A 25653-nucleotide genomic window follows, 5' to 3' on the forward strand; every position below is an offset into this window, starting at 1 on the left:
ATTGGGCAATTAATTGTCAACTAATTCAAAATATATTTTTATTTATATCCTTTTTATCTATTTCTATACAATTACTTTTCAAGTTCTCGTAATCCTGCTAAACCTTCATCTTCCTCTGCAAGTTCAGCAAAGAATCCTGTGTCATCTTCACGAAGCACAATTTCAAGTTCTTCTTTCGCCTCTTCAATTCTGTTTAATAATGCTAAGTAGCAAGCATGATCGTATCTTGCTAACAAGTGTGTAGCATCAATTTCTAATATATCACTTGTTATTTTTTCTGCTTTGGTAGTTCCCCCAGCTCTATGATACGAAGATGCTAAAGCAATAAGAATTGCCGTTTCATTAGGATGATGTACAGAAGCATCTTCTAATAAATGAATCGCATCCTCAAACCTCTCTTGACTTTGGTATATTTCTGCTAAAGTAAGGAATCCTCTACTTACAAACGATGTTTTCTCCGTTAATTGTAAACATATTTTTTCTGCTTTTCTTTCTTCCCCAGCTTTCAAGAATACTTGTGCTTGTAAAAGAAGCGTATCATAATCATCCGGTAGCTCTCGAACCATTTGTTTCGTTAATTCCAACGCATCTCGTAACATGCCTTCTTCATACTCAATGAAAAGATTTACAAGTTGCTTCGCTACATCATAATCCCATTTATTTTCTAGCGATGTTTGCAATACTTCTATTGCTTCTTTATTCATTGCCGCATTCTCGTAAAATAGTGCAAATCGCTGCGCTGCCATACTATTTTTTGGATTTAACTTTAACGAAACTTCATATAAATCAATGATTGTAGTAATCATTGAAATTTCTTTCGCGCGGTTTTTCATACGATAAAAAGCTCTCGTAAATATAGATTTTTTCGGTTGTTCATTTTGTTGACGTTCAATCCATCTTTCTGTAACCGCAGCTGCGGCATACATAAATGCCATACTTCTTTCTGCTTTTTTCACCTTTAACGTATGAAGTGCGTCTCGTATTTGAGATATTTTTTTATGTTGTTCTACTGCTTTTACATATACATCAAATATACGTTCATTATTTAATTCTTTATGCATTACTTTCATTGCAACTTCAATTGCACTCGCATCTCTTTTTTTCACTAATACTTTCGCATAATGATATAGAACTTCTGTGTGTCCCTCATCTAATTGTAGCGCTTCTTCAATTCGCACCTGTTCTTTATCTATTTCATTCATCGCACCATATACATATGCAATCGCATCTAAACGCCATATTTCGGGTACTTCTCCTGCTAATTGATCTAGTTCAGTCAGCAATTCTTCATGAAGATTCAAATCTACTGAAAGCTGTGCCAAATATTCCATATTAATATGCAAAGGCTCTTCTTTCATCGCCTGGACCATATGACTTTGTTCTTTAGAACGATTTTCTTCTTTTTCGTATATTTCTGCTAGTTGCAAATGTACACCTGCGAAGTTTTCATCCAGCTCTAAACATATTTCATACGCTTGCTTTGCTTCTGTCAATTGTCCTAATACCATATATGTTTCGCCGATTCGATAATATGGCAAAGCAGTTCTCTTTTGTTCGATTGCCTTATTGTATCTCTTCATTGCCTGATCATACTGTCCAATAGATTCATATAAAATACCAGCATAACAACCGTATTCAATTACTTCCGTTTTTTCTTTTTGTAGCGTTCTTAAAAACGCTATGCCTCGTTGCACGAAAGCTGTTCCTTTTATTCTATTTACATACTCTTCTAACACGTTCTCTATATTACTATATAACTTACGTATACCGTCCTCTAATTTAGAAAGTGCCGTTTTCAACTCAGCTTCATTCCCGCCTAACGCAATTTCAGCATCCCACAGCACCATGCCAGCATTCATAAGAAAATCTTGATTGTCCTCAAATTGCTGATTGATACTAACAATATAATTTTTTGCATCCTCATATTGTTCCTTTGCCATGTATACTTGAATTAAACCAAAATGAGAATATACATCTTCATTATTTTCTTCTAAAGAGCGCTTATATATAGTTTCCGCTTCTTCAAGTTCATCATTTTGAAAATAAAAATCTCCTAAACGAACATATAAAGACGCCTGATCTTCACAATATCGAATTCCTTGTAATAAAATTTCCTTCGTACTTTTCTCATCATCCAAATCTGATTCATAGATTTCCGAAAGCTTCGTATATAAATAGGCTGCTGTTTTATCTAATTGAATTGCTACTTTAAGTCCTTTTACCGCCAAATACACTTTTCCTAAATGTTGAGCACATCTTGCACGTTCATACCAAATGTGCGCTTCATACTTATATTCTTTTAATAAATCATTAAAGAATCCATATGCTTCTTCATATCGTTCTAAATCTATTAAAATTAAACCGTGATTTACAAGTGTAAACCTTTCTGGGCTACGTTCTATAGCTGTTAGCGAATACTCTAGCCCCTTTTCGGATTGATCCATATACATGTATGATAATGCTAAGAAACTCCACGCAACTGGTTGGTCTGCATCCAGTTGTAATGATGAACGAAAACTAGAAATCGCTTCTGCATAATTATCTTGCTCAAAAGAATAACGTCCATTTATAAAATGATACAACGCTTGATTGCTTTTCTTCTCCACACTTTGAAGCATATGTCCTGCTTTTTCCATATCTTGCAGACGAATAAAACACTGTGCACTATGCAATTTCACAAAGTCAGAGCTTGGAAACTTTTCCATTAATTTTTCTATACAAAATTGAATAAAATCTTTATCTACTTCAGCATCTAAATGTTTAATCGTATATAGCCAAGTGTTTGGATTTTCACTTGTTTCTTTTAAAAATAATACTAACTTTTCAATTCCCTCTTTATCTTGCTCAGCTAAATGATCAGTAAGAGAAAAAATTGATTTATAATAATTATGTTCTTCCTCATCTAAAAATAAAAGTTGTTCCCTTCTATCTTTTGGTGTAAACGTAATAGCTAAACAATCTGTATAACGATATTTTTCTTGCAACTTATCATATTCCACAAGAATCGGTTCTAAGAAATTCGGATCTTGAATATAAAAAGCTTGCAGCACGTCGTCATAACCAGAAAGTACTTGTACATGGGAAGCGTGCTCAATATCTATACTTAATAAAACGGGAATACCTTGATCAAGTAATCTCTTATAATTTTCCTCATTCCCCTGAAAGTAACGATATTCGTAACCTTGCTCTTCTATATATGTAACTGTATCTGAAAACTTAGAACCTGTTACATCAAAAATATGTTGTGCAATTTCATCTTGCGTACGTTTTTCTCCCCATACCCCTAACATCATTTCCAAACTTGTCGGAACGCAATAGTTATCCTTTTGTACAACCGGAACTATTGGTAAACGAACCTTTTTTCCATCAGGATTTTTTTCTATATGATGATATAGAGAATTTTTCAAACTCTTTTCACTTTTCAATAGTGCTTGCAAATCGTGAATATTATTTATTTTATAAAATGCTTCTGCACGTAAATGTATAAAATAAGTTGTATATGCATGATGCGGAAGCATGTGATTGATTTCATCTATTACCGCTAACATTTCTTCATAGCGCTCTAGATCTAATAAATATTTTACTTTTTCAAAATAGAAATATGGTACTTGAGGGAACTTTGCAATCGCATCATTTATGAGTTGTAATGCTCGCTGCTGTTCACCTTTATATGCATATAATTGCGCCAATAAGTACGTAGCTAACTCTTCACAATCTTTATGCTGCTGACCGGATAAAAGTTGTTCCTCTGCTTTCTCCCACTCACCAGTCTGTATATATAAGTAACCCCATTTATCAAAAACTGCACGTGTACTATACTTTTCCGCCTTTTGCATATAGGCATAAGCCTCTTCATTACGCTTCATATCTAACAAACATCTAACTAACGTAAAATATGCTTTCGTTAAAACATCCGCATCAGTTTCCTCTTCATTTACCTCTTCCAAAGAATCTTTTAATAATTGTTCAGCATCAAGGATTTTACGCTCATCAATTAACTCATCACAATATAAAGAGAGCGTTCTCATATTTGGGAATTTTTTATAAGTATAACGAATTAAAAAGGAGCTATATTGATGCATCAAACCTTCATCAGCAAGGCGAATTAATGTATCAAACTCTGTAAATGATGAAACGTTAGAAAGCCAGTTCTTCACGTATGATAACTTATTCGTTTCTTTTATATGTGCAATTTCATTATTTATCTCCTGTAATCCATCTGCAAATCTCTTTTCTTTCAAACAAATCTCTAATTGCTTAAAATCTAGCATGCATTCACCTCAAATTATTATTTATACTGCCATTTGCAAGCAGTATTCTAACCTACTTGCTTAGATTTTACACATCATATAGTATGCATTCAACTAAAACCTCATATAATGAACGATATTATTTAATATTATTCAAGTTTCTCACTAAATATCTTAAAAACATTGATTTTTATGGGGATTTCGTTTAATTTGATGAAATAATGTATAATCTTATTCCAGTAAATGAAATTATACCGACGATAATTGATATATATCAATCGGCTCTTTTATTATATCAGCGATTCACTCATCAAATTTTAAATCTACAAAAACACCGTAATGATCACTTGGAAATACGTGTGATGAAGTTAATGCTGAATCTCCAAATACAGATACATTTTCTATATTTAGAGATTCAAACGAATCATTCTCTTGTATCAATATCCAATCATATCGTTCTTCTTTCTTTACATTCCCTATTAAATTTGTATTCTTTCCATAATCTAAAGTTGGCTGAGCCAAAGTGCAATCATGTTCTTCTTTAAACTGAGCTACATCTATCCATTGGTTATCTACTAAGTATTGATGAACACTCGAATCAGGATTGGCATTAAAATCACCACAAAGTACTTCATATGTACTATTTTTACTTTTACTCTTAATCCAATTATGTACTGTGCTAATTTGTTCTTTCCTTATCATAATTGACTTCCAATTCAAATGAACATTTGTTATTCCGAGTTTGCAATCTCTATATTTAAATGTAATTCTAATGGCACAATAATTAGCTTCCTTTGTATCAGTTTCCCAAATAGCCTCTTCAATTAATATAGGAACCTTACTTAAGAAAGCTAATCCTTCATCTGGAGAATCTGGATATTCTTTAAATATACAAAATGGATAATTTACTTGCTCCGCAATATATTGTGCAACATTTGTCTTCTTTCCTTTATTATTAATACAACTTCGAACTTCTTGAATTGCTAATATATGTGGAGCAATATTTTGGACTTCTTCACAAATAGCCTCTAACCTTTCAGACCACAATGTTTCATGATTCCAAATATTAAAAGTAGCAATTTTCATTATATCGCTACTTTTTAACATTGTATTTCGCCAAATGTAATTTTCATATTCGGAGCATAAACTAAAGATGAATGCATATGAAATGCTTTAAAAAACCGTAGTTCCGCTTCATATTGAGCTAGCGATTCTTCATATGTTAATCCTCTAGCCATTAAAAGTTCTATAAATTGCTGTTTATCACCTGGATTGCCCGCAATTCCCTCTTCTTTTAATGAATGATACAAACTATATTTATCATTATGATACATATTAGAATCTAAAAAGTTCACTTTATCACTTACTCTACACTCGATATTTTTCACACCTAATTCACTTAAATACGTAGGTATTTTCATACCGATATTTCCATCTTTACCGTTTCTCTGTGTATCCCTTTCAAATAATTTCTGCAAAACACCTAGCTGAATAATTTCCGATTGATTCTCTCCATCTAATACGTATGAAGACATATTTGACATCCAATGTGGTTCAAAACAGATTATTTTACCACCTTGTTTAATTGAATGTATCATCTTCTCTAGCATCGTTTTCGGGGAACTCATATGTAATAAGAAAGCCTGACAGGTTGCTATATCATATTTATTTTCCAATTCAATTTCTGTAGCATCTCCTTCAATAAATTCTGATTCATATGGAAGCGAACGAAACAACTCTCTCGCTTCAGCCATTAATGCTTCCCCGCTATCAATACCTGTATACTTTGATCCATTTGGAAGTAACGGCAACAAAACTAAGCCTAAATATCCATATCCACAACCATAATCAACAATATGTACCGGTTCAGTAATCTTCCAAACTGTATTCACTAAAAAACTTAAATAATCATCGTTATAATATAAATCTCTCGTATTTCTTAAATACGCTAGCTTACTATTCCAATCATATTTTTCCAAAACCCACGCCTCCTTTTATATACAAAACTATAGTTCTCCATTTAATAAATGTATTCCTATGTTTCTAAAAATTTTAGAGATGTTTAATTTTAATTAATGCGTTAAATTGTACATGTTCTTTACTCTCCCACCTATTTGACAAACTAATCTTAAAAAAATAAAAAGGACTACATACCTGAAACGATATATAATCCTTTTCATAATAATATTGGAATAAACAGAAGTTTAGTTAGTACAATCACAATCTGAGCAATCGGTACAATCTATTACGTCACAATCTAAATTCCCCTTTTTTTTGCTTCTTTTTAAATAAAAATATAGTAGCACCATAAATAACACGCAAATAACAAAAGCTATTGTTGCTTCTATATATTTTTCATGAATGATAAAACCAATTCCACTTCCACCTGATATAAAAATTAGAATTATGTAAATCCAAAACATGTAAGTAGCTACCTCCGTTGATATTTGGTTTAAGATGTAATCCATATAATACTAGATACAATAAATAGTCCCATACCATTACCGCTTAATAGGCCGGTAGTTACTCTTAGCAAATTTGTGCTGCTTCGCCATTTCCACTTTTGGGTGAATCCATCAATTATTAATGGAATTTGGGCAAAAAAGGATAGCATTAATGAGAGACTAAACGAAGGTGTTATTAAAAAGTAAATTGGAAACATACAGAAACCAATTAACATACCTGTGCATCGCGCACATAAAGGCATGTATTTTTGTAATTTAAGAAAACTCCTTTCCGGTAGTCTATGACAAGGAATATGTAAAATGAAACCTCGAATCAATACGGACCATCCTCTCTACAAATATTTTAATTGATTTCGCAACAAAATTATAGAGTTCTTACACTTCACAGCGTATAACTCTATATAGATAAGAGTTTATTTAAGAAAATACAAAAAGACAAAACAGGCTAATAATCGCCTGTTTTGTCTTTTTGTTACTCTATATTACGCTTTAATTTGATCTGCAGTTTATTAGTAAAGTGATGTGAATATTTCTCTCTGCGCATAAGCACAAAATTATTATTTACATCTCCTCAGGTGCCTCCACCCCAAGTAAACGTAATCCCTCTTTTAATACAACTGTCACAGCATAAGCTAATGCGAGTCTACTCTCTTTTTCTTCGTTCTCTTCTAAAATACGAACATTTCCATAATATTTATTGAACGCTTGTGCTACATCTAATACGTATTTTGAAATAATAGATGGCTCATTTTTGTTGAAGGCCGCTTCAATTACTTGCGGGAATCTGTTGAGTAATTTTACTACACTCCAGCTATAATCGTCTTTTAATTCAAAAGTACACGTTTCAAATTCTACACTTTCTTTTCTTAAAATTGAACAAGCACGCGCATGTGTGTATTGTACATACGGTCCTGTTTCCCCTTCAAATTTCAACATATTTTCTAATGAGAATTCAATATTATGCATACGCTCATTTTTTAAATCGTGGAAGATAACTGCTCCCACACCTACTTGCTTTGCCACTTCTTCTTTTTGTTTTAAATTCGGATTTTTCTCTTCAATATTTTGTTCCGCAAGTGCAACAGCTTCTTCTAGTACTTCTTCTAATAAAATAATTCTGCCCTTACGTGTCGACATTTTCTTGCCATCTTTTAATATAAACCCGAACGGTACATGTTCCATTCCATCAACCCAAGTGTAGCCAAGCTTTTTTAATACAGTGAAAAATTGATTAAAATGCAAGCTTTGTTCTGGTCCGACTACATATAAAGCTTTATCAAAATCGTATGTGTTTTGGCGATACAATGCCGCTGTTAAATCACGTGTTGCATAAATAGTCGCACCATCTGATTTTCTAATTAAGCATGGCGGCATACCTTCTTCTTCTAAATTAACGACTAATGCGCCTTCTGATTCTTCAAGCAAATCATTTTCTTCTAATATTACAATGAAATCTTCCATTAAATTATTATAGAAAGCTTCTCCTTGAAAATTTGTAAACTCCACACCGAGAAGTTCATAAATACGTGAAAATTCTTTTAAAGATTCGTGACGGAACCAGTTCCAAAGCTCGACTGCTTCTTCATCACCTTCTTCTAATTTTTTAAACCAAGCGCGTCCCTCTTCTTCTAGTTCCTCGTTCTCTTTTACCTCTTCATGGAATTGAACATATAACTTAAATAACTCACGTATTGGATCCTCTTTAACTACTGCTTCATTTCCCCATTTTTTATACGCGGTAATTAACTTCCCAAACTGCGTGCCCCAATCGCCAATATAATTGATTCCTACAACTTCATAACCACATTTTTCAGCGATACGTTTCAGTGAATTACCAATCATTGTAGAACGTAAATGCCCCATTGAAAAAGGTTTCGCGATATTAGGAGAGGAATAATCGATAACTACCGTTTTTTCACATCCAAAGTAATTTTGACCGTACTCTTCTTTCTCAGCTAAAATCGTTTTTAATACTGCATCACTTACAGTTTCACGATTGAAAAATACATTTACATAAGGACCAACGGCCTCTACTTTCGTAAAGAACGGATCATTTAATTTCTCCGCAACTTCCTTCGCTATAATAGCCGGCGATTTTTTATATTGCTTCGCTAGTGAAAAGCATGGGAACGCTGCATCTCCGAATTCATCTTGTTTTGGTGTTTCGATTAAATCTAAAATTTGATTTTGCGTTAATTCATTCGTAAAAATATTCGATAAACTTTTTGCAAACTGCGTTTTATAATCCATAATACAACCTCCTTATTTTTTGAATACAAAAAACTCGTCTCTAAAAAAGAGACGAGTTTTAACCCGTGGTACCACCCTTGTTGTTCATTACGAACCACTTTCCCGTTTATAACGAGGACAGGGGACCTCGGCTTACTCTACTATTCATTCAAGAAGCATCTCCGAAGTGCGCTTCATCTTTTTCTTCCGCACTAGGCTCACACCATCCCTAGCTCGCTTTCCTTCTGAAAAAGACTACTCTCTTCATCACCGACAGTATATTTAATTGATTATTGCTTATTATACATCTTTTCAAACAATTAGCAAGGGTCAATTACACCAAAGTGAAACTTAGCACTTTTTCTTTTGTATACGTGAAAATTATGTTTTTCAAATCTAGAACTACGAAAATGATCTTTCAGAACGACACGCTTTCTCGCCACACGCTTCGCTTCCGCAATTGTTTCGTCAGTAATATCATGATACAAAGCGAAGTGTTTTAATCCTTTTATTCCATCTGATTCTATGACAGTTTCTTCAAACATCGGATCAAGGTAAACAACATCGTAACTATTGTCTTCACATTGCGTTAAAAATGCGAAATGCTCTGTTTGCTTTACATCGATTCTTTGCATTGCCTCATCAATTTCTGCAACAGACGAAGACCAAGTTTGCAAGCCTTTTCCCATGATATAAGCCATATATTCATTTCCTTCAAGTCCTGTTACTCTTCCACTTTTACCAACAATATAACTAGCTACAATACTATCTGATGCCATACCGAGCGTACAATCTAACACTGTCATTCCGCTCTCTAATTTAGCAGCTTGTACAAACGGATCGTGTTCTCCGCGCATTAATCTTTTCACACGAAACATTGCTGAGTTTGGATGAAAGAAAAACGACTCTTCCGTTCCTTTTGGATAAATGGCTAAACGATTTTTTCCTACAACAAGTACATCTTGTTCATACTGTTCATGCAATTTATGTACAGGTATATCATTACGTATAACGAAAGAACTATTTAATTCTTCTGCTACCTTATTTGCATAAGCTGTCATTTCTTTATTTGTTCTTCCTGCTGTTGTTACTATCATTGTTTCACCTCTATATAAAGAAAAGAGGGAGATTCACTCTCCCCCCTACTTTAGCAATTCTTTTCGAAAGCTTGTTCTAAGTTCGTAATAATTTCGTCCATAGTTGCACCTTCAATTTCATGACGATGAATGAAGTGAACAACTTCTTTTCCTTTTAGTAATGCCATAGATGGTGAAGATGGAGGAATTTCTCCGAAGTATTCACGCATTTTTGCAGTAGCATCTTTATCTTGACCTGCAAATACAGTTACAAGATGATCAGGTTGTTTTTCAGCACGTACAACCGCTTGACCTGCTGATGGGCGTGCTAAACCAGCTGCACAACCACAAACAGAGTTTACAACTACTAAAGTTGTACCTGCCGTGTTTTCCATAAATTCTGTTACAGCTTCTTCTGTAGTTAACTCTTCAAATCCAGAACGCACTAATTCTTGGCGCATTGGAATTACCATTTGACGCATGTATTCTTCATAAGCATTTGACATCTTGTAATCTCTCCTTCAACTTTCATTCCAAATTCATCATATCACGCTCTATTAATAGGTGCAAAAGAAAGATAACGATGATTTCATTTTTTTGTAGGGATTTCACAAACCCCTTCACGGCAGTGTCCAACTGGGACGAGTTTTCTATTGTTAGCGATATAATCGTATACTTTACTTCCAAATCCAAGTACGATAGATAGCTTTATAAAAGGCACTGCAAACCAATAAGATGGAACAGCCTTTGCTAATACGTTAATGCTATGAATTCCATCATACCACTTATTATTTTTTAAAATATACAATCTTTGTTCCATCTTACTTTGTAATTCTTGAGAAAGTTCATACTTCTCAACTACATCTTCATCTCGAAATGAAACAAATTTCATCTTACCCTTTTTATCTAATCTTTTCATACGCTCTGCAACTGCTGTACACATCGGACACCAACTATCATAGAAAACAATCATAAACTATTCCCCTTTACGAGACTCCGTCATTTGCTTCCATACTGATCCTTTGGCTTCTTCGCCGCCTTCAATACGTTCTAAAGCTAAACGCGCTTGCATCGCCACTTCAAACTCTGGATCATCTTCTGCTGCTTTTAGTGCCGGAATTGCACTTTCATCACCAAGTTCAAATAAGAACATTGCTGCACGCCAGCGTACTAATTTACTTGAATCTTTCAGAGATTTAATCATAACGAACATCGCAGCTGGATCACCTACATCTGATAAGCAATCTCCTGCTGTACGGCGGACACTTACAGAACGATCTAATAGCGCTTTATATAATAACGGCAATACTCCATCACCTTTTACCATACCTAAATACGCTGTTGCTAAACGGCGGATAGATACTTTCTCATCCTCTAATGCCATTTTCAATATCGGCATATCTTCTTCAGTAGGATCCATTTGTTCTAAAGCCGCAAAACGGTTTTTCCAGTCAGCATCTTTCATCATCTCTTCTGTTACTTTATATGGCTCACGCTTTTGAATCGTTACTTCAACAGCACCCGCTTGATTCAATAGTTCTTTAACCGTTTCATTTACACGTTCTTCTGAATAAGCAGCAACAATTTCTTCTACTACTTCTTTCCCGATTTCTTCAAAATTACCGTAACGTGTACTTTGCTCTACCCATTTGCGCTCTTTCACAACGTTAGGTGCAGACATTTGCACTTTCATAATAGATTCTTTAAAACGATCAGGTAAGCCTACACGCTCTTCCGATGTTCCATCTGTTAACTTCACTTGCATCGGAATAGTAAAGAACATTTGAACAAACACTTTCACTTCTCCAAAATGAGAAAGTTGTTGTTCTTCGCTTTCTCCCACTATTTCTTCACCAAAAACGGCACGAACTTGTTGTAATAAAACTTTCCAGTCATACTTCGCATTTCGCTCCACTGCTAAAAAGTCTGCTACATGGTATACACCTTTAATGCCTTCTATTTTCAAAATTTCTTGCACTTGCATTGGTGCTTGTTCTTTATTTTCATTTGTATAATTATTACGCGCTCCTGATGGTAATACTTCATTCAAAATAACTTTCATTGTATTTGGACTTGGCGTTGGTTCAATTGCTTTAATTTTCACGTAAAAATACTCTCCTTTATTGCGTGTTCTTAGCTGTATTGTAACATGTTATTCCTCTATACTCCTACTCGGATGCTTAATTTTACTAATTCCTCTTCCACATTTTTAGAATTTCAATTATTACTATTTTCACCTAATCGTTCCGGAACTATAGTTAAAAGTCTAATTGACAATAACAAAAAAAGGTATTAATCTTAACCCATAAAATGACCGTAGTCATTTTATGATCAAAGTCATTTAAAAGTGGAGGGATAACAAATGAATAATGTCATGATTATTGGTGGTGGTATCGCTGGTCTTTGCGCAGCAATCTCCTTACAAAAAATAGGATTAGATGTAAAAGTGTATGACAAAAATATTGAATCTACTGTTGCTGGTGCAGGTATTATCATTGCCCCAAATGCAATGCAAGCACTTGAACCATACGGAATTTCTGAGCAAATAAAAAAATTCGGCAATGAAAGTGACGGTTTTAACCTTGTATCCGAAAAAGGAACTATATTTAGTAAATTGACCATTCCAGCTTGTTATCCAAAAATGTACTCCATCCATAGAAAAGATTTACATCAATTGCTACTTTCCGAACTACAAGAAGGTACTGTCGAGTGGGTAAAAGAGTGCGTAAAAATAGAACAAAATGCAGAAAACGCCTTAAAAATATTATTTCAAGATGGTAGTGAAACATTCGGCAATATACTCATTGCTGCTGATGGTATTCATTCTGTCGTCCGAAAACAAGTAACACAAAACGATGGTTATCGTTATGCCGGATATACGTGTTGGCGTGGTGTAACTCCAACTCATAATCTATCTCTAACAAATGATTTTATTGAAACATGGGGAACAAACGGTCGATTTGGCATTGTCCCTCTTCCAAACAACGAAGTATACTGGTATGCGCTCATAAACGCTAAAGCTAGAGATCAAAAATATACAGCTTACACAACAGCAGATTTATATAATCATTTCAAAAATTATCATAATCCCATCACAGCTATTTTAAAAAACGCATCTGACGTTAATATGATTCATCGTGATATTGTAGACATCACTCCAATGAAACAATTTTTTGACAAACGCATCGTCTTTATTGGAGATGCTGCCCATGCACTTACACCTAATTTAGGTCAAGGGGCGTGTCAAGCAATTGAAGATGCTATCATCCTTGCAGAATGTATCAGAAAAAATGCCCACTATCGTCAAGCATTTATAGAATACGAACAAAAAAGACGAGATAGAATTGAAAAAATCTCAAACACTGCATGGAAAGTTGGAAAAATGGCGCAAATGGAAAGTAAACCTTTGATTATAGTAAGAAACGAAGTAATGAAACATATTCCGAAATGGGTTTCTGAAAAGCAAGCACATGAACTATATAATTTTCATTTATAACAAGAAACTACAACGCTACATCCACAAAGGGTTTTCAAATACAACACGACCTAAAAACTCCCATGATTGTATTAAACTTCATTAAATAGTAAATTTGTTTATGAAATACAATTTCGTTTGAGATTATCTAATAAACAGATATAATTGTTTATGTTAGGAGAAGATAATATGCTTAGAGAAACGAGAAAAAAAGAATTAAAAGAACTTATATTCCTAAAAGCAGTACAACTCTTTCAAGAACGCGGGTACGAAAATGTAACGGTTCAAGATATTACTACTGCATGTGGGATTGCAAAAGGAACTTTCTTCAACTACTTTCCGAAAAAAGAAAACATATTATTATTTTTAGGTGATTCTCAAATTGAACTATGGAATGAAAGTTTAAAAACATATTCAAATGTGGAACATCCGAAAGAGCGAATCAAACTTGTTTTAGGAGATTTACTGGATCGATTTACTGGACATGGTGAATTAATGAAGCATGCCGTCTTTGAAATTATTAAATCTAACTACTTAGTAGAAAATGAATTAAAAAGTATACACCAGCTACAAGAAAGTTTGTCTTCTATTATTACAGAAGCGAAAGAGACAGGAACATTACACAGTCCATGGGATACAAATACCATCACTTCTACTATTATGAGTACTTATTTTTATACACTAATGTCCCACTCGCTATTACATGCTAATGAAATAAATACGAAAAATTTACTCAATCAACAGTTAGATGTTGTTTGGGAAGGTATCAGTCAAAATTAAGAGGGCTATACTACATAGCCCTCTTAATTATTAATGCTCTTTACGTTTTATTGTGATGCACCCTCACGTCTTCTCTCCAAAAATGTAATGCTCTCAATCACTACTTCAGTTCTATATATTCTCTTTCCTTGTTCATCATCGTAATTACTCGTATGAATACGCCCTGTAATCCCAACAAGTGAGCCCTTCGTACAATATTCTGTTACATTTTCCGCCGACCTTCGCCAAACAACACAATTAATAAAATCTACTTGTTGTTCACCTAAACTATTTCGAAACCCCCTATTCACCGCAACACATATCCGTGCATAAGCGACACCTTGTTTTGTGTAGTATAATTCTGGCTCCTTTGTCAATCTACCGATTAATACAACTCGATTCATCATAAGTTATACCACCTCACATATTTTTCTTCATTGTAAGGAAAAATTTGCGCAGGGTAAAACGTGCAAAATGATATATTTTCAAGTGAAAAGTACTACTTTATATCTTTTAAAAGTAAAAAAGAAACCTTACATATTTCAAACATGTAAGGTTTCCAAAAATATTATACTTCACTGCAAGAGATGTAATATCCTCCGCGAGCCATCTTTATTTCAGCGCTAAACAATACATCTTCTAAGTAGAATGTAATCGGTTTAACTTTACTCTCAAAGTTTAGCTGTTCCTTACATTCAGTTGCATATCCCTCAATAGCTGCACAAATGAATTTTGCTGACGGATATGTTAAAGCATCATCTAGTTCTATGAAAAAACTTTTAGAAAATAGTTTTTTCATAATCCCTTTCTTCTCTTTCATCATATTCCATCCCCTTCCATTCAAGCTTTTAACATCCCATATTATACCATGTATTCAATTTATCTTTGAAAATAAAAAATCCTGCACATTTCATGCAGGATTTTTTTATTAGTCATTTTTCGTAAAGTAAGAAACAAAACGAAGAATTTCTAAGTATAACCATACTAGAGTCATCATTAGACCCATTGCACCGTACCACTCCATATATTTTGGAGCTTGGCTACGTGCACCGCTTTCGATTAAATCGAAATCTAGTAATAAATTTAATGCAGCAACTACAATAACAACCGCACTAATGATAATACCAATAGTTCCGCCTTGGTGAATATATGGAACAGTTACACCGAACATGTTTAATAAGAATACGATTAAATACATAACCGCAATTCCCATTGTCGCTGCTATTACACCTGTACGGAATTTATCAGTTACTTTTACTACGCGTGTTGCATATAAAACTAACATCGCAAATAGAATTGAGATTGTTAGTAACACAGCGTTTAAAACAATAGTATCGCCAAATTTCATTGTATAAACCGCTGAAATACTTCCTAATACAACCCCTTCTACCGCTGCATAGATTGGTGCACCAATAGGTGATATGCGCGGGAAGAATATAGACGCAAACGCAACGATTGCCGCAATAACTAAAGCACCAATTAATACTGGCATCTTCATCGTTCCTTGCGTCATCTGTATGTATGAATAGACAGACGTTGCAAGCAGCAAGATAAGCATGATAAACGTTTTGCCTACTGTTCCGCCAATAGTCATCGCAGAAGCATTTGCTCCTTCTTTACGGAATGCCTCTTTTTTCAACATTGGATTAGATGTTCTCATTTTTTCCCTCCTAAAATAGGTTCTACCAATAGTGTAAAGTTTTTCTCTTTACTTTTCAATATATGCAGCTTGTTTTTATTTTAATCCTTCAACGATGTCTGATAGTTCACTCCATCTTTCCATCGTTTTTTCTAGCTCTTCTTCTGTTTTCTGCTGTGCTTCAGATAATTCTTGTGCCTTTGTGAAGTCAGATCCAACTTTCGTAAGTTCTTCTCCTATTGACTCAATTTTCTCTTCTAGTTCGGCAATTGTATCTTCAATCGTTTCCCATTCACGCTGCTCATTGTATGAAAGTTTACGTTTACGTTGTTGTTTTGGAGCTTCTTCTACTACTTTTTTCTCTTTTTGAACTTCCGCTTTCTCAATAAGTTCTTTCGTTTTTTCCATTTCTAAATAATCTGTATAACTACCTAGGAACTCACGCACTTCGCCTCCGCCAGTAAAGATGAACAGTTCATCTACTACTTTATCTAAGAAGTAACGGTCATGCGATACAGTTAAAACGACACCTGGGAAATCTTCTAAATAATCTTCTAGTACTGTTAATGTTTGTGTATCTAGATCATTCGTAGGTTCATCGAGTAATAGTACGTTTGGTTCTCCCATTAAAATACGTAATAAATATAAACGTCTTCTTTCGCCACCAGATAGTTTACCAAGCGGTGTACCATGTGAATGCGTCGGGAATAAGAAACGTTCTAACATTTGAGATGCACCAATTACTTTTCCATCTGTTGTATGAATAACTTCTGCAATCTCTTTAATGTATTCAATCATACGCTGATTTAAATTCATCTCTTCATTTTCTTGCGTATAATAAGCAACTTTTACAGTTTGTCCTACTTCAACTTCACCACTATCAGGAGATAATTTGCCTGCAAGCATATTTAATAGAGAAGATTTCCCGCTTCCATTCGCCCCAATAATTCCGATACGATCGCCTGGTTTCACAATATGATTAAAATTATGTAGTACCGTCTTATCGCCAAAGTTTTTCGTTACATCTTTTAACTCAAGTACTTTTTTTCCTAGACGACTTCCACTTAGTGCAATATCAACTGACTGTTTTGCAGCTGGTCCTTCTTGTCCCTTTAGCTCATCAAATCGCTGAATACGCGCCTTTTGTTTCGTAGAACGGGCTTTTGCACCACGGCGAATCCAAGCAAGTTCACGACGATATAAATTTTGGCGTTTTGATTCTTGTGCCAATTCTTGCTCTTCACGAAGTGCTTTCGCTTCTAAAAATGTACTATAGTTTCCTTCGTAGCTATATAGTTTACCATTATCTAATTCAAAAATACGATTCGTCACACGATCTAAGAAATAACGATCATGGGTTACAAGTAATACCGCACCTGTATATCTTGCTAAATATTCTTCTAACCATTCAACTGTTTCATGGTCAAGATGGTTCGTAGGCTCGTCTAAAATTAATAAATCAGGTGTTTCAATAAAACATTGCGCCATTGCGATACGTTTTTTCTGTCCACCAGATAAATTCCCAACAGTTGCAGTGAAATCTGTAATTCCTAATTTCGTTAGAAGTGATTGCGCATTTGCATTTGCTTCCCATGCACTCATTGCATCCATACGTTGCTGCACTGCAAATAATTGTTCCTGTACTTTTTCATTACTTGGATCTTTTTCGATATTTAATAGTGCTTTTTCATAATCACGAAGAAGACGAATTAAAGGTGTATCACCATGGAACACTTGCTCTAATACTGTTAGTTTTTCATCAAACTCTGGTTGCTGTGATAAATAACTAATTGTATATCCACGTGAATGCGTCATATCACCTGTATCAGGAGTTTCTAATCCTGCAATAATTTTTAATAATGTCGATTTACCAGTACCGTTTACACCAATAATTCCGACACGTTGTCCTTCTGTAATACTACATGATAATCCATCAAATAACGGTTTTTCTCCATATGATTTCGATAAGTTCTCCACAGTTAACATTTTCATATTTGTGCATTCCACTCTTTCATAAATTGTTCAATAAACTGTTCCATATAACGATGACGAACTTCAGCCTCTTGTTTTGCCGCGTTCGTATTCATTAAGTCTTTTAATTTTAAAAGTTTTTCATAAAAATGATTTAAAGATGGATCGTTATTTTTTCTATACTCTTCTTTCGTCATTACTTCACGCGGCGGAATAGTTGGATCATACATCAATCTCCCTTTCGCTCCGCCATATGCAAATGTACGTGCAATTCCAATTGCTCCAAGGGCATCTAAACGGTCCGCATCTTGAACAATTTTCCCTTCAACTGACTCAACTGCGCCGCCATGCCCACCCTTATAAGACATATTGGCGATGATATGAAGAATATGTTTACTTTCTTCCTCATCTACATGTAACTCTTCTAACCAATCAGAAACTTTTTTCATTCCTGCTTCTTCACTTTCATTTAACTTTTCATCTGCCACATCGTGAAGTAATGCTGCCATTTCAATTATAAAACGATTTCCTCCTTCTTGCCCGGATAAAGAAATCGCCAGTTTATGTACGCGCTCAATATGATACCAATCATGCCCACTCGCATCTTTTTCTAAAATATTTTTTACAAAAGTAATTGTTTTTTTAATCTTTTCTTGTTTTGTCATTTTATCTTCACCCAGTTTCTTATTGTAACACGCCCGCCTTTTTTCATCACATATTTTCTTGTCCGCCCATACACTAGGTGGTAGGCATCATCATGAAGGAGGAATAAACATGTTCTATAATAATCAACCGCCTTATCCACAACAACCATTTTACCCTCAGCAACCGGAACAAAGATATACAGAACAATATGAGGAACAAGAATTACAACAGCAACAGCAAGAACAACAATACGAACAAAATCCATACGCAACACCGCAAAATCAAGAAGCTGAATATCAACAAAATCCATATGACACACGTCCAAATTATGAATATCCTCAAAATCCATATGCAGCACCGCAAAATCAAGAACAACAATATCAGCAAAATCCATATCCAACACCGCAAAATCAAGAACAACAATATCAACAAAATCCATATCCAACACCGCAAAATCAAGAACAACAATATCAACAAAATCCATATACAACTCAGCCACAACAACCGCAATACCAACAACAAATGTATCAACCACACTATGACCCACGTGTCTCACCTCCAGCACCACCAACTATTGATCCTACGCAACCTCAAATTTTACCGCCTGGACCTACACTCGATATTACGCAGCCTCAAATTTTACCACCTGGACCTATTACAGAACCAACGCAACAACAAATCCAACAAGTTGTCGGTACACAGTTTTTACCTTTAAAGAAACCTGTCCTTGATTTCGTAAAACCTTGGGTAGATTACGGTTTAAATGAAGCGAAACATACATCACACAAACATGCTTTAACAGAAGTTGCTGCGATTATGTTCTTAGTTGGTAAAGGATTTAATCCAACGATTGCACATTATATTGTGGAATCTTGGGAGAAGAATGAGCAGTTTTAAGTGTGTTCATATTGTTTAATATAAAAATAAAAAGTGCCATAAATGACTGTTAAACAAGCATTTATGGCACTTTTTATTTATTTCACTATATTTTACTATAAAAATTCATTTCATATTTTTTCACGTGTTTTTATATAATTTGTGAGCAAAATGTGAGCAAAAAATTAGAATAAAACCATTGAATAAATATTTAATTTATGTTTTTTTAATCTGATTTTCATAATCTTCAAGTTCATAATCTGTCATTACATATGAGGAGGGATCCTCTTTTATAAACCGTACCGCATTTAGCCCGATCATCTGAGCAGCGGCGGACGGCTGACCATCTGGTAAAATAGGCGAAATAGATAGATCGGCAACCTTAAGATTTTTGGTACCAAACACATTGAGGAATCCATCGACAACCCCATCTTGAATCGTCTGTCCCATCCGACACTGCCCGCCTATAGAGAAGTTCGTGTAAGAGGCTTTGACATAATTCTCAAGCTGCTTTTGTTTGTTAGGATCGTTATCAGGTAACTGGAATATACTCTCTGGAGGATATACAACTTTCCCGATGCCGTTATTTGGGTATTTCAGTGGATCTCTAGCCTCTACAATAATATTATAAATTCTCTTATATTGATCGACCATATACGTTAGGTCATTAGGATCTTCCAACGGATTGAAGTTAAGGGATGGATAAGCCTCTGGATCGCTATGTTCCACTAGCACTGTACCCCGGCTTTTTGTTTTCACGTCTACCATACCAAAACTCATGATACTTGGAGTGGTTTGGAAAGTTAAATCTAAACTCCAACCATTGCTGATCACATCTGAAGCAGGGAGAAAAAATGGGAGAGGAGCTCCTATCAGTTGGAGACGACGACTTTCTAATAGATTCATTGGATTCTCTGCTTGGAAAGCGCCTAGGATAAGTGGATAGTTGGGGTCAGTAAAAAATATCGGAAGAATTTGGGCGGTATCTATCTCAACCCCTAATCCAATATAATTCTGGGTTTGAAGATTGTGCCCCACATTTGGACTCTCTATCAATGTTGGTATACCTGCATTAGCCAAATCATCCGATTTTCCGATTCCTGAACGTTGTAGAATGACTGAGGAAAAAAATCCTGCAGAGACGATAATACCCTTTCTTGCAAACCTTCTATGTGAAACGCCATCCTTGACAAATTCAACACCAACAGCAATGTTCAAACCATCTTTTTTCTTAAATAAGATTTTGTTAACGGTTGTTTTAGCTAAAATAACCAAATTTCTTCCACCAACTCCAAATTCATCTGGATTGGACTGGTTTCCTTGGCTGACAATATGGTCATTTAAATAGCCTGTTGCCGTTGAGGATCGGACAAATTGGCCAGGGCTAACCTCTTTTTGAATATATTGCGTTTTATAAAATGTACAATCCCTTATGCCCGTATTATAGTCCTCAGCAATCGGTGTTCCCAATACAGTGTTTGTTGCTTGAACTAACGTATTGATCAATCCATTAGGGGGAATATTCTGCTGTCTAATAAAAATCGGCCCTTGTGTTCCTCGTTCATTAGGGCTTTGTGTCGATCCTGTATAGGTTTCATTTTTTACAAATAAAGCGCTAATCTTGTCGTAACTCCATTGATCACCAACTAGGCTTGCCCACTGGTTATACAACTCTTTACTCCCACGTACGGCGTACATGTCACTAATTTCTGAGCTTCCCCCCATGGCGCGACCATGTGTTGCAATAAGTGTACGTGCAATAGTTGACTCTAGTTCAGAAGTAACATTAAAGCTAAACCTGTTACCGCGGGTTGTATTAATGGCGGCAAGAACGCTAGGGTTACTTAGCTCATTCGTCATATTTGTTCCTGCTTCAAGCACTAGTACAGAAGTACTTTTGTCATCCGTTAATTCTTTGGCAATTACTCCTCCAGCAGTTCCAGCGCCAATCACGATATAATCAAATTTGGTAGGGTCTATTGGTTTTATAGGCTCTGGAACTGCACAAGGAAATGCACAAGGAAATAATGAATAGGGAAATTCATGAGGATTGAAACAATTTCTTTTTTTTGATGGCATGAATAATCAAGCTCCTTTTTTGCATTTAGTATATTAAATGTAAAAAAGAATTTGTTTCTTGTACCAATGTCTTTACTTTTTTAAAAAATGTATGCTCTATACATGTAAGGTTAACATAACGAAATTTCTATTCATTATCATATGAAAGGATTGACTATTAATGAATATTCTAGAAAAATTAAATGGGGCCTTCACATTAGAAGCTCATGAATCACTAGCGAGTAAAGAGGCTATTCAAGAATTACAAAAGTTCTCATCAATAGATGTACCATTAGATTATTTAGAAGTAATCCAACATTGTACAAATGCAGAGATTAATGTACAAAATGAACTTTACATACTTTTTATCTTAAAAACACTTTTTCTTACTATTAAAGTGTATACCTATTTTTAAAACAAGCCCACACGCTCCACTATACTTTTGGTATATAATACCACATGAGATGTATATCAATATATGTTTCTCACTTGTTATGATAGTTGATTTTTTTATGCTCAAACAGTTACAAAATATTGAATAAATTTCAATTAACACCACAGGTTATATATATTAAATTGGAGGTGATGATATTATGAGTAAGGATAATGATCAAAAAAATGATTCAAGTAATAAAAATAACAATTCCTCTACTTCCTCCCAACAACCACAAGAAAACTTATCCCAACAAGGATACACAAAGAAAAAAGGTTGTGGCTGTGAAAAAAAATAAAAACCTTCATTTTGGATAACAAAATCCAGTCAGGAATATATTTTTATATTGATTCTTTATAAATAAATGTGTACTTAAGAGTGACCTCCTTGACCAAGAGTGCACTCTTTTCATTTCTTACTTCACATACACATTGATGGAAATGGGAAAATCATCTCTGCTTTCCCATCGGAATAAATTTTATTTTTAGTATAAAGGAAAAGGAGTACAATAGTAATGAAATATCCATATAGCTTTGAAGTACTTACCAACGGAAAATTAGTTATGAGGCTTCCTCAAGAAATTAAACTTATTGAAACTTTTTTAGGCGTTGAAGTTTCTGCATTTGGAGATTGGATTTTAGAAGAAATACATAGTGTTTTAAATGGGAAAGAAGATTACGTAGTAGTAAATGGCAACATTTGCGGTTTAGAAATTCGGAAAGATACAACCACTGTCCTAGACAATTTGGCCGAAGATGGTAAGGGAGAATTTTGTGAGATAGAAACGATTGAATTAGTAGACTTAATTCATATTTGGTTAGATAAACAAAAGGAATTTAAAAAAGAAAGAACAAAGAAGTAAAATAATAAAAAAGGCTGATTTCATGTAGATGTCAGCTTTTTTTATTATTTTACTGTTAATTGGCCCGGTACAAGCGTTCTTGTAACGCTTTTGTTGGTATGAGTTCATTTAGAGATATCGCCAGCATTTTGGAAAAATTCACAAATAAATCGTTCTGGTGGTAAATGGTATAGTCTTGAACAAGAGTGGGCAAAAGCTTTAGCTGATGGCAAAACTGTGAAAGTAAAAATAGAACCTAAATATGCAGGGGATAATATACGGCCAATATCATTTGATGTAGAATATGAAATTAATGGTATAGAAAAATTCATGCGAATGAACAATCAAAATGGGGGTTAAACCATGGAAACAAAAGAAATGGAAATCGTCTATCAAGAAATAGGAACAAGAGTTGACGAGATTATCCCAGGTGATTGGGAAAAAATTCATCTATATGCAGAAGTATTAAATGACTCAACAGAAGTATTCTTCTACTTTTCTATCCCTACTAAAGAAGGATTCATTTATTCAAATGATATCCCCAAAGTTTATAATGTTGATAGAAAAATTTATAAAGAATTACTATTTGAGCTATTTGATAAATTTGAAGAATTGCGTGAAGAATTTAGAAAAAACGAACAGGAATTATGGACAAATTTGACTTTAACGATAGAAAATTCTGGTAAGTTCAAAATAGAATATAATTATGAAGATATTTTATCTTCAGAAATAGGAAGTATGGATAGACAAATAATATGGATGTATAAAAACCTAGGTATTTTACCAGATAATGAAATCGATAAAAAGTTTTTAGATAATTATCTTAAAAATATAGAAGATAAATAAAAATATTGATAATTGTGTGTTATGTTACCCTCTATGAATTATCATTCATAGAGGATTTTTTTATAAAATTTAATGGTTAAAAATGAATAATTCTCATACTTAATTATATTTCCTTTATTAATAACGATCATCACATTTATTATAACAAATGAGAGGCAGGAAAATTATGATATATCAAAATGAGAAGATTCGTAGAAAAAAAGCATTAATCAGTGCCAAAAAAGTCTTTAGCCAATTTTCAAATTTAGAACTTATTGAATTTGAAAATCCCGATTCTGAATGGATAAAACTGTTCGACACAGCATTGAAACAGTTTCGTAATATAGACTCTAATCCAACATTTCACATTCCTATTGGTGATGTTAAAAGTAAGTATATTTTATGGATTGAAAGTTCTTTAGGTTCTTTAAGTTTTTCAAATCATAAAACAGAATATTTTATATTAGTTCCTAATTGTTTAGAGCAGGTATGGGCAAATGTTAGAATATTGAATTTCACAAAATCTATCGAGGAACTTTGGGACATTTCTGAAACTAATGAATTTATAATTGCTGATAAGAGTACAGGGCAAATTGCACAAATATTTTCTGAAGAAGAATGTTATGAAATTCACTTTAAGCGCTGCAACACAGACCTAATTGACTCTTTAAAAAATTAATTTGTAAATTAATATTAGTATTAGGAATTTAAGCCTTGATTAGCTAAATGTTTTTCAAACTTTCTGAATAGATGAGTATAGCAACTTGTGTAAAGTGATTGAGCAAGCAGTAAAAAATATATTATACAAAAGAGCATCCCTTAATTAGTGAGTGCTCTTTTGTAACTCCTACTTCACATATACAAAGGCTTCATTTGCAGTACATAGTATGTTCTGACAGTTATTTAAGGTACTCGTACCACCAGTTTTTCTCATCCATCCAAGCTGTAATCTTATCAAGTTCACCGTTTGGCAATACTTCAGTTTGTAAGTACGCTAGGCCAGTTAATGGATCAGAAACAACTTTCCCTTTCGTTCCACGCGCGTTCATAGCGTTTGCGACTTCTTGAACCATTGAGATGCCAAACCCACCTGATTTAACGTATTGATAGCCACCGTTATTACTTACGTTACCACCAGATTTATTAGAAGTGCCTGATACTGATTGTCCAGTTAAAGCGAAAACGATTGAATTAGCAATCTTATCTACATCCCATTTGGCCATATCAGATTCGTTATCGATGAATCCAAGCTCAATAAGAATGGCAGGTGCTTTAGTGTTAGCCAATACATATAGCTCTTTTCGTTCTTTAGCACCTCGATTGCTCCATCCAATGTCTTTAGACAGTTGAGTTGAAACTTTAGAAGCAAGAGATTGCTGATCATAATAGCAAACCTCTACACCGTTAGCTGTGCCATTAAATGCGTTTAAGTGAAATGAAATAACAAGATCCACATCATGAGAGTTACAATTCCGAACGATGTTTGATAAGTTTTGCGCTTGAGTTGCTCCTGCTTCGTCTGTATCATCATAAACTGTGTGTCCTAAAGAGCGTAATTTTGTAACAACTGCATCCTTCACCTGACGATCCATAATATGTTCTTTTCCATTTCCGTAGTTAGCACCTTGTACAATACTGTTATGTCCACCATGTAAACTATATTTAGCCATTACTCAACCTCTCCTTTTTTAACTTCATGTTTTTGTTTACCACCTAATATTTCAACTGCATTTGTTAAAGCTGTAGGTAATTTAATTCCCATACGACCAGCGTTTTCTAAAAGTGATAGCAATTCATTACCCATGAAGAAAAAGATTGTTGCTTCACGAATAGCGCTGTTACTTCCAAACGCTGTATCTAATTGCGCTGCCACTCCAACCAAAAGAAAAAGCACCACCTTTTTGGCGATGCCTTTAAAACCTACTTTACTTTTTAACTCTCCGTTGTATCCTGCTGCTATCATGCCAGTTAAATAATCTATAACTGCCATCGTCACTAAGATTTTCAATGTTGCATCCCATCCTCCCAAGAAATACCCACAGAAGCCACCAAACGTAGCTATAAATGTTTTCATTAATACATCAATACGATCCATCTTTTCCTCTCCTTTT

At 34.3% G+C, this 25653-nt stretch carries 26 protein-coding genes, 1 pseudogene and 1 other annotated feature; of the genes and pseudogenes, 9 read left to right on the plus strand and 18 right to left on the minus strand.

Translation table 11 applies throughout. The annotated features are described in order from the left end of the window. Positions 1–71: 71 nt before the first annotated feature. From BAQ49_RS10305 to BAQ49_RS10350, 10 genes are all read right to left on the minus strand, one after another. Positions 72–4271, minus strand: a complete 4200-nt coding sequence (locus BAQ49_RS10305; RefSeq protein ID WP_071745236.1) for a C39 family peptidase — start codon at positions 4269–4271, stop codon at positions 72–74. 282 nt (positions 4272–4553) lie between these two features. Beyond that, positions 4554–5357, minus strand: coding sequence for an endonuclease/exonuclease/phosphatase family protein (locus BAQ49_RS10310; RefSeq protein WP_071745237.1), 804 nt, complete (start codon positions 5355–5357; stop codon positions 4554–4556). Continuing rightward, positions 5351–6229, minus strand: a complete 879-nt coding sequence (locus BAQ49_RS10315) for a methyltransferase domain-containing protein (protein WP_071745238.1) — start codon at positions 6227–6229, stop codon at positions 5351–5353. Before BAQ49_RS10315 ends, BAQ49_RS10310 begins: the two co-directional genes overlap by 7 nt. A 225-nt stretch (positions 6230–6454) precedes the next feature. Further along, a complete protein-coding gene (locus BAQ49_RS10320; protein ID WP_071745239.1) occupies positions 6455–6673 on the minus strand; it encodes a hypothetical protein in 219 nt (72 codons plus the stop codon). Positions 6674–6702: 29 nt separating this feature from the next. Continuing rightward, positions 6703–7032 (minus strand): DUF2085 domain-containing protein, encoded by a 330-nt coding sequence (locus BAQ49_RS10325; RefSeq protein WP_071745240.1) that lies wholly within the window; start codon positions 7030–7032, stop codon positions 6703–6705. Between the two features lie 244 nt (positions 7033–7276). After that, positions 7277–8965 (minus strand): arginine--tRNA ligase, encoded by a 1689-nt coding sequence (gene argS / locus BAQ49_RS10330; protein ID WP_071745241.1) that lies wholly within the window; start codon positions 8963–8965, stop codon positions 7277–7279. Between the two features lie 44 nt (positions 8966–9009). Beyond that, positions 9010–9224, minus strand: a binding site (T-box leader). A 40-nt stretch (positions 9225–9264) separates the two neighbouring features. Then, positions 9265–10041 carry a class I SAM-dependent methyltransferase gene (locus tag BAQ49_RS10335; RefSeq protein WP_071745242.1) on the minus strand — a complete coding sequence of 259 codons (777 nt, stop codon included), beginning with the start codon at positions 10039–10041 and terminating at the stop codon, positions 9265–9267. 50 nt (positions 10042–10091) lie between these two features. After that, the gene (locus BAQ49_RS10340) at positions 10092–10526 is read right to left on the minus strand and encodes a BrxA/BrxB family bacilliredoxin (RefSeq protein WP_000063705.1); all 435 of its coding nucleotides are present in this window, start codon (positions 10524–10526) and stop codon (positions 10092–10094) included. Positions 10527–10609: 83 nt separating this feature from the next. After that, positions 10610–10993: a thiol-disulfide oxidoreductase DCC family protein gene (locus BAQ49_RS10345; protein WP_071745243.1), complete on the minus strand. Its 384-nt coding sequence runs from the start codon at positions 10991–10993 to the stop codon at positions 10610–10612. 3 nt (positions 10994–10996) lie between these two features. Continuing rightward, positions 10997–12124 (minus strand): conserved virulence factor C family protein, encoded by a 1128-nt coding sequence (locus tag BAQ49_RS10350; protein ID WP_071745244.1) that lies wholly within the window; start codon positions 12122–12124, stop codon positions 10997–10999. Between the two features lie 258 nt (positions 12125–12382). On the opposite strand from BAQ49_RS10350, the gene BAQ49_RS10355 reads away from it, so the two are divergent. Together BAQ49_RS10355 and BAQ49_RS10360 are read left to right on the plus strand one after the other, a co-directional pair. After that, on the plus strand, positions 12383–13516 hold the full coding sequence (locus BAQ49_RS10355; protein ID WP_071745245.1) for an FAD-dependent oxidoreductase: 1134 nt from the start codon (positions 12383–12385) through the stop codon (positions 13514–13516). Positions 13517–13684: 168 nt separating this feature from the next. Beyond that, positions 13685–14275, plus strand: a complete 591-nt coding sequence (locus tag BAQ49_RS10360; protein WP_071745246.1) for a TetR/AcrR family transcriptional regulator — start codon at positions 13685–13687, stop codon at positions 14273–14275. A 47-nt stretch (positions 14276–14322) separates the two neighbouring features. Here the strand turns inward: BAQ49_RS10360 and BAQ49_RS10365 are convergent, their stop codons facing one another. The 5 genes from BAQ49_RS10365 to BAQ49_RS10385 all read right to left on the minus strand — a co-directional run bounded on the left by BAQ49_RS10365 (position 14323) and on the right by BAQ49_RS10385 (position 18529). After that, positions 14323–14661 (minus strand): single-stranded DNA-binding protein, encoded by a 339-nt coding sequence (locus BAQ49_RS10365; protein WP_071745247.1) that lies wholly within the window; start codon positions 14659–14661, stop codon positions 14323–14325. A gap of 161 nt (positions 14662–14822) precedes the next feature. Next, positions 14823–15077: a DUF4318 domain-containing protein gene (locus BAQ49_RS10370; RefSeq protein ID WP_071745248.1), complete on the minus strand. Its 255-nt coding sequence runs from the start codon at positions 15075–15077 to the stop codon at positions 14823–14825. A 105-nt stretch (positions 15078–15182) separates the two neighbouring features. Next, on the minus strand, positions 15183–15914 hold the full coding sequence (locus BAQ49_RS10375) for a Bax inhibitor-1/YccA family protein (RefSeq protein WP_071745249.1): 732 nt from the start codon (positions 15912–15914) through the stop codon (positions 15183–15185). 75 nt (positions 15915–15989) lie between these two features. After that, positions 15990–17885, minus strand: a complete 1896-nt coding sequence (locus BAQ49_RS10380) for an ABC-F family ATP-binding cassette domain-containing protein (RefSeq protein WP_071745250.1) — start codon at positions 17883–17885, stop codon at positions 15990–15992. Further along, the gene (locus tag BAQ49_RS10385; RefSeq protein ID WP_071745251.1) at positions 17882–18529 is read right to left on the minus strand and encodes an HD domain-containing protein; all 648 of its coding nucleotides are present in this window, start codon (positions 18527–18529) and stop codon (positions 17882–17884) included. The genes BAQ49_RS10380 and BAQ49_RS10385 overlap by 4 nt, the downstream gene beginning before the upstream one ends. A 109-nt stretch (positions 18530–18638) precedes the next feature. Here BAQ49_RS10385 and BAQ49_RS10390 point away from each other — a divergent pair, with 109 nt between their 5' ends. Then, on the plus strand, positions 18639–19406 hold the full coding sequence (locus BAQ49_RS10390; protein WP_071745252.1) for a hypothetical protein: 768 nt from the start codon (positions 18639–18641) through the stop codon (positions 19404–19406). A gap of 195 nt (positions 19407–19601) precedes the next feature. On the opposite strand, the gene BAQ49_RS10395 is transcribed toward BAQ49_RS10390, so the two are convergent. After that, positions 19602–21464 (minus strand): GMC family oxidoreductase, encoded by a 1863-nt coding sequence (locus BAQ49_RS10395; RefSeq protein WP_084667384.1) that lies wholly within the window; start codon positions 21462–21464, stop codon positions 19602–19604. Between the two features lie 160 nt (positions 21465–21624). Here BAQ49_RS10395 and BAQ49_RS10400 point away from each other — a divergent pair. The 6 genes and pseudogenes from BAQ49_RS10400 to BAQ49_RS10420 all read left to right on the plus strand — a co-directional run. Continuing rightward, a pseudogene (locus BAQ49_RS10400) lies at positions 21625–21804 on the plus strand (SMI1/KNR4 family protein); the annotation flags it as partial. A 232-nt stretch (positions 21805–22036) separates the two neighbouring features. Further along, positions 22037–22174: a hypothetical protein gene (locus BAQ49_RS32855; protein WP_165616035.1), complete on the plus strand. Its 138-nt coding sequence runs from the start codon at positions 22037–22039 to the stop codon at positions 22172–22174. Between the two features lie 216 nt (positions 22175–22390). Further along, entirely contained in the window at positions 22391–22738 is a 348-nt protein-coding gene (locus BAQ49_RS10405; RefSeq protein WP_016130140.1) for a hypothetical protein, read from the plus strand. A gap of 144 nt (positions 22739–22882) precedes the next feature. Continuing rightward, complete coding sequence (locus tag BAQ49_RS10410) at positions 22883–23077, plus strand: DNA/RNA non-specific endonuclease (RefSeq protein ID WP_244159088.1); 195 nt, start codon at positions 22883–22885, stop codon at positions 23075–23077. A 3-nt stretch (positions 23078–23080) separates the two neighbouring features. After that, positions 23081–23563: an antitoxin YezG family protein gene (locus BAQ49_RS10415; RefSeq protein WP_071745254.1), complete on the plus strand. Its 483-nt coding sequence runs from the start codon at positions 23081–23083 to the stop codon at positions 23561–23563. Between the two features lie 166 nt (positions 23564–23729). Then, a complete protein-coding gene (locus tag BAQ49_RS10420; protein ID WP_071745255.1) occupies positions 23730–24221 on the plus strand; it encodes a hypothetical protein in 492 nt (163 codons plus the stop codon). Between the two features lie 220 nt (positions 24222–24441). Here BAQ49_RS10420 and BAQ49_RS10425 read toward each other — a convergent pair whose 3' ends face one another. Both BAQ49_RS10425 and BAQ49_RS10430 read right to left on the minus strand, forming a co-directional pair. Further along, the gene (locus tag BAQ49_RS10425; protein WP_071745256.1) at positions 24442–25212 is read right to left on the minus strand and encodes an N-acetylmuramoyl-L-alanine amidase; all 771 of its coding nucleotides are present in this window, start codon (positions 25210–25212) and stop codon (positions 24442–24444) included. Beyond that, positions 25212–25637 carry a phage holin family protein gene (locus tag BAQ49_RS10430; protein WP_071745257.1) on the minus strand — a complete coding sequence of 142 codons (426 nt, stop codon included), beginning with the start codon at positions 25635–25637 and terminating at the stop codon, positions 25212–25214. The genes BAQ49_RS10425 and BAQ49_RS10430 overlap by 1 nt, the downstream gene beginning before the upstream one ends. Between the last annotated feature and the right edge of the window lie 16 nt (positions 25638–25653).

The organism is Bacillus proteolyticus (assembly GCF_001884065.1).
GTDB classification, from domain to species: Bacteria; Bacillota; Bacilli; order Bacillales; family Bacillaceae_G; genus Bacillus_A; species Bacillus_A proteolyticus.

Coding starts and splice junctions, on each gene's coding strand:
- BAQ49_RS10305 (WP_071745236.1), bottom strand. CDS start 4,271: ATGCTAGATTTTAAGCAATTAGAGATTTGTTTGAAAGAAAAGAGATTT.
- BAQ49_RS10310 (WP_071745237.1), bottom strand. CDS start 5,357: ATGTTAAAAAGTAGCGATATAATGAAAATTGCTACTTTTAATATTTGG.
- BAQ49_RS10320 (WP_071745239.1), bottom strand. CDS start 6,673: ATGTTTTGGATTTACATAATTCTAATTTTTATATCAGGTGGAAGTGGA.
- argS (WP_071745241.1), bottom strand. CDS start 8,965: ATGGATTATAAAACGCAGTTTGCAAAAAGTTTATCGAATATTTTTACG.
- BAQ49_RS10335 (WP_071745242.1), bottom strand. CDS start 10,041: ATGATAGTAACAACAGCAGGAAGAACAAATAAAGAAATGACAGCTTAT.
- BAQ49_RS10340 (WP_000063705.1), bottom strand. CDS start 10,526: ATGTCAAATGCTTATGAAGAATACATGCGTCAAATGGTAATTCCAATG.
- BAQ49_RS10345 (WP_071745243.1), bottom strand. CDS start 10,993: ATGATTGTTTTCTATGATAGTTGGTGTCCGATGTGTACAGCAGTTGCA.
- BAQ49_RS10355 (WP_071745245.1), top strand. CDS start 12,383: ATGAATAATGTCATGATTATTGGTGGTGGTATCGCTGGTCTTTGCGCA.
- BAQ49_RS10360 (WP_071745246.1), top strand. CDS start 13,685: ATGCTTAGAGAAACGAGAAAAAAAGAATTAAAAGAACTTATATTCCTA.
- BAQ49_RS10365 (WP_071745247.1), bottom strand. CDS start 14,661: ATGATGAATCGAGTTGTATTAATCGGTAGATTGACAAAGGAGCCAGAA.
- BAQ49_RS10370 (WP_071745248.1), bottom strand. CDS start 15,077: ATGATGAAAGAGAAGAAAGGGATTATGAAAAAACTATTTTCTAAAAGT.
- BAQ49_RS10375 (WP_071745249.1), bottom strand. CDS start 15,914: ATGAGAACATCTAATCCAATGTTGAAAAAAGAGGCATTCCGTAAAGAA.
- BAQ49_RS10380 (WP_071745250.1), bottom strand. CDS start 17,885: ATGAAAATGTTAACTGTGGAGAACTTATCGAAATCATATGGAGAAAAA.
- BAQ49_RS10385 (WP_071745251.1), bottom strand. CDS start 18,529: ATGACAAAACAAGAAAAGATTAAAAAAACAATTACTTTTGTAAAAAAT.
- BAQ49_RS10390 (WP_071745252.1), top strand. CDS start 18,639: ATGTTCTATAATAATCAACCGCCTTATCCACAACAACCATTTTACCCT.
- BAQ49_RS10395 (WP_084667384.1), bottom strand. CDS start 21,464: ATGCCATCAAAAAAAAGAAATTGTTTCAATCCTCATGAATTTCCCTAT.
- BAQ49_RS32855 (WP_165616035.1), top strand. CDS start 22,037: ATGAGTAAGGATAATGATCAAAAAAATGATTCAAGTAATAAAAATAAC.
- BAQ49_RS10405 (WP_016130140.1), top strand. CDS start 22,391: ATGAAATATCCATATAGCTTTGAAGTACTTACCAACGGAAAATTAGTT.
- BAQ49_RS10415 (WP_071745254.1), top strand. CDS start 23,081: ATGGAAACAAAAGAAATGGAAATCGTCTATCAAGAAATAGGAACAAGA.
- BAQ49_RS10420 (WP_071745255.1), top strand. CDS start 23,730: ATGATATATCAAAATGAGAAGATTCGTAGAAAAAAAGCATTAATCAGT.
- BAQ49_RS10425 (WP_071745256.1), bottom strand. CDS start 25,212: ATGGCTAAATATAGTTTACATGGTGGACATAACAGTATTGTACAAGGT.
- BAQ49_RS10430 (WP_071745257.1), bottom strand. CDS start 25,637: ATGGATCGTATTGATGTATTAATGAAAACATTTATAGCTACGTTTGGT.